The organism is Flavobacterium hydrocarbonoxydans (assembly GCF_009789235.1).
GTDB classification, from domain to species: Bacteria; Bacteroidota; Bacteroidia; order Flavobacteriales; family Flavobacteriaceae; genus Flavobacterium; species Flavobacterium hydrocarbonoxydans.
This window is the reverse complement of the sequence record NZ_WSTB01000009.1, coordinates 70,940-84,052: the sequence shown is the minus strand read 5'-3', so window position 1 is coordinate 84,052 and position 13,113 is coordinate 70,940. Positions and strand designations below refer to the sequence as shown.

General features: G+C 36.7%; 13 protein-coding genes. 2 read left to right on the top strand and 11 right to left on the bottom strand.

Translation table 11 applies throughout. From position 1 onward, the window contains the following. Positions 1-124 precede the first annotated feature (124 nt). From GON26_RS15710 to GON26_RS15690, 5 genes are all read right to left on the bottom strand, one after another. On the bottom strand, positions 125-454 hold the full coding sequence (locus GON26_RS15710) for an MGMT family protein (protein ID WP_160375725.1): 330 nt from the start codon (positions 452-454) through the stop codon (positions 125-127). Positions 455-575: 121 nt separating this feature from the next. Beyond that, complete coding sequence (locus GON26_RS15705; RefSeq protein WP_160375724.1) at positions 576-1,211, bottom strand: LysE family transporter; 636 nt, start codon at positions 1,209-1,211, stop codon at positions 576-578. 43 nt (positions 1,212-1,254) lie between these two features. After that, the gene (gene trmB, locus GON26_RS15700) at positions 1,255-1,932 is read right to left on the bottom strand and encodes a tRNA (guanosine(46)-N7)-methyltransferase TrmB (RefSeq protein ID WP_160375723.1); all 678 of its coding nucleotides are present in this window, start codon (positions 1,930-1,932) and stop codon (positions 1,255-1,257) included. Positions 1,933-2,130: 198 nt separating this feature from the next. After that, positions 2,131-3,513 carry an ammonium transporter gene (locus GON26_RS15695; protein ID WP_160375722.1) on the bottom strand — a complete coding sequence of 461 codons (1,383 nt, stop codon included), beginning with the start codon at positions 3,511-3,513 and terminating at the stop codon, positions 2,131-2,133. Positions 3,514-3,773: 260 nt separating this feature from the next. Next, on the bottom strand, positions 3,774-4,265 hold the full coding sequence (locus GON26_RS15690; protein WP_160375721.1) for a nuclear transport factor 2 family protein: 492 nt from the start codon (positions 4,263-4,265) through the stop codon (positions 3,774-3,776). A 516-nt stretch (positions 4,266-4,781) separates the two neighbouring features. Between GON26_RS15690 and GON26_RS15685 the strand changes: the two genes are divergently transcribed. Beyond that, a complete protein-coding gene (locus tag GON26_RS15685; protein WP_160375720.1) occupies positions 4,782-5,456 on the top strand; it encodes a hypothetical protein in 675 nt (224 codons plus the stop codon). Positions 5,457-5,612: 156 nt separating this feature from the next. Here GON26_RS15685 and GON26_RS15680 read toward each other — a convergent pair whose 3' ends face one another. The 5 genes from GON26_RS15680 to GON26_RS15660 all read right to left on the bottom strand — a co-directional run bounded on the left by GON26_RS15680 (position 5,613) and on the right by GON26_RS15660 (position 9,083). Further along, entirely contained in the window at positions 5,613-5,927 is a 315-nt protein-coding gene (locus tag GON26_RS15680; RefSeq protein WP_160375719.1) for an HPF/RaiA family ribosome-associated protein, read from the bottom strand. A gap of 123 nt (positions 5,928-6,050) precedes the next feature. Then, positions 6,051-6,470: a very short patch repair endonuclease gene (locus tag GON26_RS15675; RefSeq protein ID WP_160375718.1), complete on the bottom strand. Its 420-nt coding sequence runs from the start codon at positions 6,468-6,470 to the stop codon at positions 6,051-6,053. Positions 6,471-6,486: 16 nt separating this feature from the next. Further along, positions 6,487-7,614, bottom strand: coding sequence for an HNH endonuclease (locus tag GON26_RS15670; protein WP_160375717.1), 1,128 nt, complete (start codon positions 7,612-7,614; stop codon positions 6,487-6,489). A gap of 6 nt (positions 7,615-7,620) precedes the next feature. After that, positions 7,621-8,865: a DNA (cytosine-5-)-methyltransferase gene (gene dcm, locus GON26_RS15665; protein ID WP_160375716.1), complete on the bottom strand. Its 1,245-nt coding sequence runs from the start codon at positions 8,863-8,865 to the stop codon at positions 7,621-7,623. Further along, the gene (locus tag GON26_RS15660; RefSeq protein WP_160375715.1) at positions 8,862-9,083 is read right to left on the bottom strand and encodes a helix-turn-helix domain-containing protein; all 222 of its coding nucleotides are present in this window, start codon (positions 9,081-9,083) and stop codon (positions 8,862-8,864) included. Before GON26_RS15660 ends, dcm begins: the two co-directional genes overlap by 4 nt. Positions 9,084-9,367: 284 nt before the next feature. On the opposite strand from GON26_RS15660, the gene GON26_RS15655 reads away from it, so the two are divergent. Beyond that, positions 9,368-9,865 carry a hypothetical protein gene (locus tag GON26_RS15655; RefSeq protein WP_160375714.1) on the top strand — a complete coding sequence of 166 codons (498 nt, stop codon included), beginning with the start codon at positions 9,368-9,370 and terminating at the stop codon, positions 9,863-9,865. Between the two features lie 680 nt (positions 9,866-10,545). Here GON26_RS15655 and GON26_RS15650 read toward each other — a convergent pair. Continuing rightward, a complete protein-coding gene (locus tag GON26_RS15650; protein WP_160375713.1) occupies positions 10,546-13,008 on the bottom strand; it encodes an AsmA family protein in 2,463 nt (820 codons plus the stop codon). Positions 13,009-13,113 lie beyond the last annotated feature (105 nt).

Genomic DNA, 13,113 nt, shown 5'->3' with positions numbered 1-13,113 from the left:
AAAGTATTGATTTACTTTGTTTTTTAATCTCGCAAAGGCGCAAAGGAAATTTTAAAGAAAAAACTTTGTGGCTCTGCGCCTTTGCGAGAAATTTAAACGCAAAGTATAAATGAACTTATATCACTTATATGGTGGAAATTTCAGGCTCCCAAAAGTGTTTTTCCAAATCAATAATCTGATTGTTCACCACTTCGATTCCTTCGCTTTCCAGAAGCTGCTGCATTAAATTAGTGCCGTCAAAATGATGTTTTCCGCTTAAAAGTCCTTTTCTGTTCACCACTCTGTGCGCCGGAACATCTTCCATGTTGTGGGAAGCGTTCATTGCCCAGCCGACCATTCTGGCAGAACGAGCGGTTCCTAAAGCTTTTGCAATGGCACCATAAGAAGTTACTTTCCCGTAAGGAATTTGTTTTACAATGGCGTAAACTCGTTCAAAAAAATTATCCTCAGCCATAATTTATTTTTTTGCCACAGATTAACGGGATTAAAGAGATTTTTTAAAATCTGCGTGATTTTTTTACCGCAAACTACGAGAGAAATCATTTTAATCCCGTTAATCTGTGGCTTATATTTTTCTATCCAAAATAATAATTCAGAATATTGATTAAAGTCACCACTGCAATTATTCCGGTGATGCTTCCAATAATTCGATTCATGTTTTTTAGGAGATAATCGGTTTTGCTTTCGATGCTTTTAAAAAAAGCAATATAGCTGTACAGTACGGCAAAAGAGCCTAAAACAGACCCCAATACAAAAGTAAAAATAATATTATTCTCGAACTCGAAAAGATTATACGACGCCAGTGTAACACTCACTACGACATAATACGGAATCGGGAAGAAGTTCAGTCCGGAAAGCAGCATTCCTAAAAAGAAACGGCTTTTTTTACTGCTTTTTTTAATCTTTGATTTTTTAGTTTTTGGACCTTTGGCAATAAATAAAAAATAAATCGTAAGAATCGAAAAGATGACAAAACCTACTTCGCGCAATAAGGTTACGACATCCGGACGGTCGTCGATGACACGGGCAAACAAAACAGCCACGTAAACCTGAAAAAAGATAATGATAACGGCTCCCACCACAAACCATAAAGCGTTCTTTTTTCCTTCTTTCAAATTTATTTTAGCGGCAGTCATATTGATTAATCCTGGCGGAATAATACCAATGAAAGCGGCTATGAAACCTGAAAGTAAAGGAGTAAGTAATGCCATTCAGTTGTGTAAGGGTTATGGGTAATTTGTTTTTAAAACTAAATTAGTCTTTAATTTTAAAACGAATGTACGTAATTGCCTTGTTAATTTCCAAATATTGTTTTTCGTAAAAAGTCTGAAAAGCAGTAACCTCTTCAGGACTTCCTTCGTTTGTATAAACATTATGGTTCGCGTATAAAACCTCATGACCTTCACCGTGAAGCAATCCTAAAGTATAACCGTGCATAAATTCGCTATCGGTTTTCAGGTTAACGACACCATCTTTTTTAAGGATTTTTTTATACAATTTCAAAAACTCAGAGTTGGTCATTCTGTGTTTTGTTCTCTTGTATTTTATTTGTGGATCCGGAAAAGTAATCCAGATTTCATCCACTTCATTCTCAGCAAAAATATGATTGATTAACTCAATTTGAGTTCTGATAAAGGCAACATTATGCAGACCGGTTTCAACAGCAGTTTTGGCACCTCGCCAGAAACGGGCACCTTTAATATCGATTCCGATAAAATTTTTGTTAGGATATCTTTCGGCTAAACCTACTGAATATTCCCCTTTTCCACATCCTAATTCTAAAACTAAAGGATTATCATTTTTAAAGAAATCAGTATTCCATTTCCCTTTCAAAGGCATTAAATCGCCTACAACTTCTTCTCTGGTTGGTTGGAAAACGTTTTGAAATGTTTCGTTTTCTCTGAATCTTTTTAGTTTATTTTTACTTCCCACTTTTACAAAAATTTTCAGCAAAATTAAGGAATATAAACGAATGAAAATAGCCTGAATCAGGTTTTAAAATTTTTAGCCACGAATTCACGAATTTTTAGTTATCTGTTCTTATCAATACAAGCAGAAAAAATTCGTGAATTGCTTCGCCAATTCGCTATCGCCCGGGTTGTGGCTAATTTTATTTTGCGATTATATTTTTTAACCGTAATGTGCCTCTGTAATTGGTTTAGATTTTGGATCTAAAGTTTCATCGTGTTGCGATAAATCCAGACCGATGTGCTCGTTTTCTTCAGAAACACGTAACGGAATAATGAAATTCGTTACTTTAAATAATAAATAAGCTCCGAAAAAAGTAAAAAGCGAAACCAATACCAATGCTATCATGTGATGTGCAAAAACATTCCATCCGCCGTGCAGTAAGCTTGCGTTTTCGCCATGAGCAAATATAGCGGTTAAGATCATTCCCATAATGCCGCCAACACCGTGACAGGCAAAAACATCCAAAGTATCATCAAAGCGTTTTGAGAAACGACAATTTACAGCTGAATTTGAAACCAATGCAGTTACAAAACCAAAGAACATACTTTCAGGAACCGATACAAAACCAGCTGCCGGAGTAATCGCTACCAAACCAACTACAGCACCAATACAGGCTCCTAAAGCCGATACTTTTCTTCCGTTGATTCTATCAAAGAAAATCCAGGTAAGCATGGCTGCTGCCGATGATGTAGTGGTGGTTGCAAAAGCCATTGCGGCAGTTCCGTTGGCTGCAAGAGCAGAACCGGCATTAAATCCGAACCAGCCAAACCATAACATTCCGGTACCTAATAATACAAACGGAATATTGGTTGGAATATGCTGACTGTTCTTTCTTTTTCCTAAAACCAAAACTCCTGCCAAAGCCGCAAAACCGGAACTCATGTGCACTACGGTTCCTCCGGCGAAATCTTTTACACCAAAATAACTTCCTAAAATTCCTGTAGGATACCAAACCGAGTGGCACAACGGAGCGTATATAAAAATCGTGAATAAGCTAATAAAAAGTAAATACGAGATGAATCGAACGCGTTCTGCAAATGAACCGGTGATAATTGCAGGAGCGATGATAGCAAACTTCATTTGGAACAAAGCAAAAAGCATAAACGGAATGGTATTGGCCAATTGTTTGTGAGGTAAAATATTCACATAATCCATGAAGGCAAAAGTGGCTGGATTACCAAAAAAGCTATAGAACTTTCCGCCAATGTTAATCCCTACTGGTTCACCAAAAGCCAGACTAAAAGCGACCACAACCCATAATAGTGTTACTACGCCCAAACAAATAAAACTTTGCAACATCGTCGAAATGACATTTTTCCGGCCTACCATTCCGCCATAAAAAAACGAAAGCCCCGGAGTCATGATCAAAACCAGACAGCAGGAAGTTAACATCCAGGCAACATCGGCGGGAACGATATGTTCTGTAGTGCCAAATGCGGATAATACATAACTGTTTTCAGTAACGGTTGGCCAAAAAGCGCCAATAATACAAACGATACTAATAATAATAAAGGAAATGACCCAGCGTTTTTCTATTTTCATTTTCAAATCTTTATTGAACCCTATTTTTTTTGGGGTCAAAGTTAAAAAAAAATAAATATTTTGATTTTAAGGGCTGTTAAAATAGAGGCTAAAGTTTTATTTTAATTAATTTTTCAAAATTCGATTCGTTTTTTTGAGAGTATGATATTTGAAAGTCGAAAAAAACAGGGCAAATTGCCAAATATGTTATAATGAAATCGCTAAGCCATTTTTTTTAGGGACTAAAAAGTTAGGATTATCAAAAGAAAATCGAAATTTGTTTATTTTTTTTGAAGTTTGCTAATCAAAGCGTCTTCGATTGGCGCTTTTACTTTTATTACGGCATCAACTTCATCATTCGGGATGGTCATGGAGAGTACGTAATGCTGAATCTTCCATTCTTTGCCCACTTTGATTAAAACTCCGGAGCCACGACAGATTTTCATTTGTGTATTCAATAATTCGTCAAACCAGGCAGTTTTACCCGTTTTATCAAAATAAATATGACGTTCCAATGCCGTAAAACTCCAGGCACTTCCTTTATCGAAAAAAGGCTTGGCCCAAACCTGAAAATCTTTTTTATTCCAGTTTTCAGTTGCATCTGTCCCGATATAAATCGCATCTTCGGCCAATGCACTAAAATAAGCATCAAACTTTGTCTCAGCAGCTGCTTTGTGCCAGTTATCCAGTAATTGATTGATTTTGTCTTTTTCGGTAGTCTGAGCAATAGCGAATGTGCTAATACATAAAAGCAGTAAAAATGATTTTTTCATGATAAGGTTATTTGGATTTAAAGTTAATGATTTTTATTATTTCGCGGAGATGCGCGGAGGTTTTCGCAGAGCCACGCAAAGGTTTTTATTTGATTGCTAAAATTAATCTCGCAAAGGCGCAGAGCCGCCAAGTTTTTTGCCACAGATTATAAGGATTAGTAAGATTAGAAATAAATCTGCTCAATCTGCTGAATCTGCGAGAAAAAAAGAATCTTTTGCGACTTCGCGCCTTTGCGAGACTAAAAGACAGCGTAACTCAAAGTGAAGCTTATATTTTCATTATTTCTCGCAAAGGCGCAGAGACGCAAAGTTTTACTTTAAGCTTTTTTCTTTGCGACTTTGCATCTTTGCGAGACTAAAAGACAACGTAGCTCAAAGAATCTGCGAGAAAAAAAGAATCTTTTGCAACTTACCATCTTCGAAACTCCAAGACAACGCAACTTAAATTTTCTTATATCACTTATATGGTTTAAAATCAAAAACGAGTATATTTGAGTTCTTTAAAATACCGCAACTATGAATCCGAAAATCCTTATAAGTTCGTTACTCATTACCTCATTGTTTTTTGTTTCGTGCAAGAAAGAATTAGAGCCACAAGAAAGCACACCCACCTCAGAATTAGTGAAACTGGGACTTGCAAAAGATACCGCAAAAACCAAATCGATAGTAGAAATGCCTGCGGGTAGTCAGAATGTTGCCCTGAATGCAGCTTCCGGAAATACTGGCCCAGTAAATCCTGCGCACGGAGCACCGGGTCACCGTTGTGATATTGCAGTAGGAGCACCTTTAAATTCGGCAGCCCCTCAAGCACAGGCAGCACAGCCTGGGCAAACCGTACAGGTAAACCCGAATCAGCAAAACGTGGTAACCACCACTACCATGACACCTGCTAAAGTAGCGAAAGGGATGAATCCGGCTCACGGACAACCCGGACACCGATGTGATATTCCGGTTGGGGCACCTTTAAATTCGCCAGTAACTAAACCAGCTGCTGCAAGTACAAGTACTCAAGGCGGAACTGCTACGCAAAACTTTACCGTTACACCGCCAGCTGCAAATCCGGCTGTTCCGGCTTTATTAAGCACCGAAAGTACTGCAACAACAACAGTAGCCGAAGGAATGAACCCAGCTCACGGACAACCCGGACATCGTTGTGATGTTGCCGTGGGAGCACCGTTGCCAAAATCTTAATTGTAAGGTGCAAAGGCTCAAAGGCACAAAGGTTCAGAGTTTCTAACCGATAATAATAAAAAAAGGATGAGTTTAGCTCATCCTTTTTTGTTTTAAATCTTATAGATTTAAGCCTTTGCAGCTTTGAATCTCTGAACCTTTGTCCCTTTTTTTAATTTAATATTCTTTCATCTTCTCGAAAGTAGTCGTCAGTGATTTTTTAATTTTTGCCAAAGCTCCCTGAAAAGCTTTTTCAATACTGTCTGCGTGTTCTGTAACGGTTAGGGGTTGTAGTTTAGCAGTACGAACTTCGATTACACATTTTTTATCTTTTACACTGAATTTTTCTCCATTTTCATCTCCAAAATGCACTTCGATGCGGGTGATTTTTTCTTCAAAACGAGTTAGGCCTTTTTCTAATTCTCCAGAAAAATAAGCTTCTAATCTTTCGTGTCCTTCTATGTTCTTGTCGGTATTGATTTGAATTTTCATAACGGTGTATATTTAATGATTATAGACCCAAGTTACCTAAATGAAAATAGAAGGACAAATGAATTAATAAAAGTTTGGGAAAAGTTGAAGTGCTTTTTGTTATTTCGAAGTTCGAAGAATGAGCTAGAGGTTTTGTCTTTTTGTAATTGCGTTTTGAATTTCAAGGAGACAGGAATCTAAATTCTTTTTGATGTCATTACTCCAGAAACGAAGAATCTTCCAGTTTTGGGATTCTAAATATGCATTGACTTCTATATCTCGTTGCATATTTCTTTCTATTTTTTTGATCCAGAATTCAGGATTGGTTTGGGGTTTCTTTTTGGTTTCCCAGTCTTTTCCGTGAAAGAATTCTGAATCTACGAAGATGGCTATTTTCAGTTTTTTAAAAGTGAAATCTGGTTTACCGAAGACTGTTTTGTTGTTTTTTCGGTATCGATATCCTAAATTCCATAACGCTTTTGCCAAAGTAATTTCGGCTTTTGTTGCGGTGCTTTTGATGGCACGCATGTTTTTGGAGCGTTGTTCTGGATCGTGGACATCCATCCTTTAGCATTTTAATTTATATTAAATCAATTATGTTATCCTGGAACACATGCTTTCTATGATACTCCAAATAACCTTCTCTATTTTCAGGTAGTATTTTCATTTTATTTTTTGCTAATGGATTAATATTTAATTTATCCCAAGTATAAGAGCTAAGCTGCGTACCACAAATTAATTCTCCACTATCTAAAAATGTTATATATCCCTGATCGAAAAGTCTATCGTATGTGGGTGAAAGTGCAAGTCCATTTAAATGGTCTAACGCCTGATCATGTCTGTTCTCTTTTATACAAGCACTGTATGGCTTAATATGACTTGCTATTAAAAGTCTTTCATCTGTTATTTTGGAAAATGGACATTGAAGCATATGTTCAATAACATTTCGTCTATATTTTTCTTGCCCAACTCGATATGATTTTTTAATCTCTACTATTTCTTCATCATCAACTAAGATCTCTTCAGCTAATTGTAAAGCACTAGGATGCACAAAAGTTCTAAATTGATAATCTAATAGAATTCTAAAATAGAAAATTGGCTTATTATTTTGTTCAGTTGGAGTAACCGGAACTAATTTTAATATTGACAGATAGCTTATTTTTGGTAAAATTAATTCTCTCCATAATTTCCAAATACTATCATCAGATCTAATATATCCTCTATTTTGTTCTTTCGATAAATTATCAGAAGCATCGTAGATGCTGAAAAAAATATGTTCCTCATCAAGATTTGAAACTTTTTCATATCTTTTTTCATAATATTTTCCAATATCATTATGGTATAATTGTTCTTGAGTGTAATATTCAGCTTTGGCATCATCTAAATACTGAAGCATATTAGACTTGCTGAAAAAACAACTTTTTTCTTGGACTACAGCGCCGCTTTCTCTTGCTGAGTTTATTGTTTTTCGATTTTTCTTTTTATCAAGATGAGCTTGACCCCAATTTGAGTAATTAAAAAAAGCAGACATTTTTTTACTTTTATCCCCCTTATAGGTTCCTATGTGTTTTTTTGCTTCTCCATTACCTGTAAATTGAGATAATTTATTTTTGGGGTCAATAAAACTATCCTCTGCTCTATAATCTTGAATAGAGTCAATTATATGGTATTCTATTTCGTCAATTTTAATTTTTTGATAATTACTCATAATGTTTTATACTCCAAATTTAGTTATATCCATTTGTTTCATCAATGCAATAAATACATTCACAACGATACTATTGCCAGCCTGTCTATACATTTGAGTATCACTAACTACTTGTTTGAAATCTTCTTTGAAACCCATCAAACGAAGGCATTCACGAGGTGTTAATTTTCTAATTTTACCTTTATTATGAGTTACATAATTGTCAACTCCTGAACGATGCATTTTGTGCATTGATTGTAAAATTGGTCTTGCTATTTCTAAGTCAGTTCCAACGGTTGTTTTAAATGATTTTGTTCCAGTGGCTAAAACATAAGCTTTTGTTTTTTCAGATAGATAATATTTTTCTTCAACATCATTTACATTAAAAATGAAATCGTTAAAATCGCTTTCGGCCTCTTCAAAAACAAAATCACCATGCCAGTTGAATTGTTGGTTAGCCTTTTGACATAAAGCAATATCTCCATTTATTTGCGTATATCTTTTATTTCTATTTTTTGTACTTGTTACGAATTTTACTCCTTTTTCTTTTAGGTAATATTTGCTATCGATGTAGTCTTCCAGAAAATCTTGCATTTTATATTCTAAAGGAATTGCTTCTGGAAATTGAAATTCAGTATCAATATCTCTAAACCCAACGACAAATATCCTTTCTCTATGTTGAGGGATGCCAAAATCTTTAGAATTTAATAATTGATAATTGATTTTGTAACCTAACTCTTTAAAGGTCTCTTTAATTACTTTGAAAGTATTTCCTTTATCATGATTTACTAACCCTTTTACATTCTCAAATATGAAAACTTTAGGCTGGCTCTCTTTTATAACTCTTGCAAATTCATAAAAAAGCGTTCCTCTAGTGTCTTCAAAGCCTTTTCTTTTTCCGACCATGGAGAATGATTGGCAAGGACTTCCTCCAACTAATAAATCAATACCCCCCTCGTATTTTGATCCATCAATTTGGGTAACATCGTCATACCAACTATTTTCAGAAATTTCGTAATTGGCAAAATAACTTTGTTTAACGTGTTTGTCATTGTCGCATGCAAAAACAATTTCACTTGAAATATCTAATCTTTGTAAAGCATGTTCTATTGATCCAATTCCGCTAAACATTGTTGCTAGTCGAATTTTTGCTGATGGATTACTAAACTTTTTATCAACCCAGTTTTCTTTTTCGTAAAAGATATTATACTGAGGTTCGTTTAGTTCTTCGTTGATAACTTCTTTAATTTCGGCATATTCTTTTTTCTTCATTTCTTAAAATTGTTATCGTTAAAAAAAGCTCCAAAATCAGTGTCAAGAGCGGTAATTATTTTTTCTATAATTTCTATAGAGACATTCCTTTTTCCTTTTTCAATATCAGAGATGTAGGTTCTGTCAACATTAGATATATTGGCTAAATACTCGATCGAGTGCCCTTTTTGTTCCCGAAGCTCTTTGACTTTTGATCCGAATTTTTCTTTTATATTCATAGTTTATAAAAGTAGTTTTGTGAGGACAATTGGCCTGCTTACAATTGGCCACATGGTTAAATAGTTTTCAACGTGATATTAACTTGCAGTTTCAATTTCTCCCATAAAAAAAAACGCCAATCATTTCTGACTGGCGTTTCTACGTATTCTGATACCTACATAATAGGTTTTTACAAAAAAGTAGTAAAAAGATTAAAGAAATAAAACATAAAATGTTTTTAATGTAGGTTTTTTATTATATTTGAAATTCAAATATTTTATTTATAATTTAAAAAACTTTTACTATGCCATTTGAAAATTTAAACAACAGCCACTATCAGGCTACTGAAAAATCAGCCATCTTAACCGCCTTGAGTACACTTGAAAAAACATTGGCACCGAAGTACCGAAACCTTAATCCGGAGGAGCGCAAAAAGTACGGAAGTATAAACGAGCAGAACAAGCTCATAGTAAACAAAGTACTGGATTACCGAGTGAATACACCAGAGTTAAGTGCTCCGGATGTGGACTGGGTAGAGTTTCAGGCCGATTATGACTCCCGCGATTTTCTACAAAAAGTCATGACCCGCTTGCAGAATATGCAGGATAGCCTGAACAACAATAAAATTTTGCATGATTTTGATAACTACCACGCAGCTTTAACAGATTATGGCTATAGCCAGTACAAGGCTGGGACAAAAGTAGGAGGCTTTGAAAACAAAGTAACTGAAATTGGGCAGTTTTTTAGTCGTACAGGTATTAACAACACTGGAGAAACACCAATACCGCCAGTTGAGCAGTAATTAAAAATTGAATAAAATAGAGAAACCTTTTTGTAGCAATACAAAAAGGTTTTTTTATGCCTATTATCGAAATAATGCCATCGTTTACGTCCGCGATGTGAAATTTCACGTCACGGACGTGAAATTTCACGTTCCGGACGTAAACGTTTACCTCTTTGATGTGAAATTTCACATCACGGACGTGAAATTTCACGTTCCTGATGTAAACGTTTACGTCTTCGATGTGAAATTTCACATCACGGACGTGAAATTTCACGTCGCAGACGTGAAACTTGGGGTTTTTTAGAGAAAAGAGGGAGTAGTCATTAGATTGTGTAAACTAAAAAGGATCAGAAACTTCTTTATGAAACCGAAACCCCTAGCCCTGATAGAAGTGGAAATCCTTTTGTGCCGGGGTTCGGCACAAAAGATTGAAACGGATAGCAGGAATTAGCTCCTGAAAATTGAAATTACAATTCTGAAGGCTCTGAATAAATTACAATCTTTCCTGAATTACTTTGCTGGGATTCCTTCGGAATGACAAGATTGTGTGGTTGTGCTTTAAAAAAGTTTCTTTGTGGCATTACTTTGCTGAGATTCCTTCGGAATGACAAGATGGTGGGGTTTTGCTTTAGAAAATTTCTTTGCGGCATTGCTTTGGTGGGATTCCTACGGAATGACAAGATGGTGTGGATTTGTTTTTACTTCTTATTCTTCCCCCACTTAATTTTCATTTTTCCTGCATCATCTACCGCTAATAAATGCAGTACGATACCGCGATCGCGCACCGCATCCCGTTCGGCTTTGGAGGCTAGTTTGGCGTCGTTTTTTGAGTTTCGGAGTGGGATGGTGAGGGCCAGATTGGTACCGCGTCCGAAGGAATAAATGCCTTCGATATCGAAGTTGAGCACGCTCGAACTGATGGTAAGCTGGTTGATGTCGATTTGCTCGCCACGCATATTGAGGTTGCCCGACAAATCGCTGAACGTAATGTTGCGGACGTCGCGAAACGGAAAGGCAAACTTGCCGACTCTGACTATAGGCTCAAAATTGACTAAGGCGCCCTGGGTAACATTAAAATCGAGTTTTCCGTGCATCGAATTCGTAATGAGCTCGCCCTGACTGTTGATGTATCCGCTTACGTTGGCGCGGCTGCTGAGTTTTCCCTTGAGGTTATTAGGACTGAACGACTGGATACCAAAATTGTTAAACGAACGCAAAAAACCCGCAATATCAACCCGGTTTACCTGTGCGCCTGATGCAAAGGTGTAGTTCTTGCCTTTGGGCGCCACGACAGCATTAAAAGCGATACTGCCGCCGGAGGTTTGCAGCGAACCGTTTTTGATGATGAGCTGCGAATTGACCATCTCGATCGTGGCACGGGTGTTAGTGGCCGTGAGTTTGTTGTAGAGTATCTTGTCGGCCTTGATGTTGATGGCTACGGCACATTTTTCGATCGTGGTGCGCAACTGGTCAGATAGCGTGGCTCTCTTTTTGGGTTTGGCCGCGATTTTAGCCTTTTGCGAATTGGCCAGTACGCCCAGAAATTGTTTCAGATCTATATAAGGAGCATAGATGTTCCAGTTGACGACCATTTTCTCGGGCGCATCATAATAGAGATTGAGGAAATTATCGATTTTGCCGTCGATATAGATCATGTTTTTGTTGTGTTTGTAAGCGATTTTTTTGATGATCAGCGCCTTCTCGGTAAAGTCAAGCTGCACATTTACTTTTTCGGCTTTGACTTTTTTCGGAATAAAATGAAAGGAGGCGTTCTTAATATCGACATTGCCTATAAAACGGGGTTTGGTAATGTAGAGATCGACTACATCAAACTGAAATTTGAGATTGGCTTTGGCATGACCTTCAGAAAAATGAATCCACTTATCGTTGCTCATTTCGTTGAGGTTCTGAATGTCGAAATCCGAATTGACATTTCCGGTTGCCAGCGGTTTCTCTAAATTATTAATGACGGCTTGCGGAATGCTAATGGGGATGTTTTGGAATTTACCCGAAAACCGACTCAGGATAATGGCAGAATTGGCGTCGTTGATACCGTTTTTGGGTCTGAAATTATTGGTAAAAAATCCTCTGAAGGTACAGTCGGTAATGCGTCCGTCCGGAATGCTGAGTTCGTTGTTCCTGATCTCGGCATGCACGACAATTTTAGGATCGCCTTCGTCGTTGAGGTCGCCTTTGATGTCGCAATTGACTGCAATTTTTTCTTTCAGATCAAAGCGGTTGAGTTTCGAGCTGATGTTTTGCGACAATACATTCGAAGCGTTTCGCCATAAAATGTGGGTGTTAATGTTGATGCCGAATAGCGAATTGGCTTTGCCCACATTAAAAAAAGCAATAATATCAAAAGAGTCATTTCCTATTTTTAGGTTTTGGGTATCTACATTTATGAGCTGTCTGGCGGCTATAAAAGAAACTTTTAGCGTGCCCTGAAGTGGTTTGTTTTGGGCAAACGATCCCAGTTGGGTATTAAAGGCCAGGCTTTTTATCTGTGTTCGTATATAGAGATCGGTCTGCCAGTCGTCGCCATCATATTTTACTTTCGATTCTAAACGGGCTACATCAAAATCAAATAATTTATGACCTACCCGATTGTCTAGTATAAAATGAACCTGTTTTAAGGCGATTTGGTCTATCGTGGTTTCTTTGGTAGCAGTGTCAGTGGTAGTTTTTTTCTTTTTGGTTTTAAAGATATCCGAATTCGAATAACCGTTTTCGGCCTTATAAAGGTAAATCTGCGCTTCGTTGATTAGTATTTTATGAATGTTGATTTCGTCATGCCATAAACTCCATAAATTCAGACGGGCTTCGATTTCTTTGGCTTTCAAAAGGGTGTGTTTGTGCGAGTTCCACTGATTGTCTTTGAGTTCGACGTCTTTGAGTGCCAATGTAAAATTGGGAAAACCAACCAGAAACTTGTATTGAAAATCGCCAATATGAAACTTACCGTTGATGTTTTCGTTTATTTTAGAATTGATTTTGGCAATGATTTCGGGTTTATGCTGCTGAAAGTAAAAAGACAGTCCTCCGCAGGCTATAAGCAGTAATCCGATGCATACTAAGACAAAAAAACCAAAACGTCTGGCGTATTTTTTAAAACCTGGCGCTTGTAAAAAACTTTTTATTTTGTTTAGGAATGGTTTCATGGGACTGAATTTTTCGGACATTAAAGATAACATAAAAACAAACGCCATTTTAAAAAGATGATTTTCAGTTTGTTATTTGATGAAAGCTTATAAACAGGAGATTTA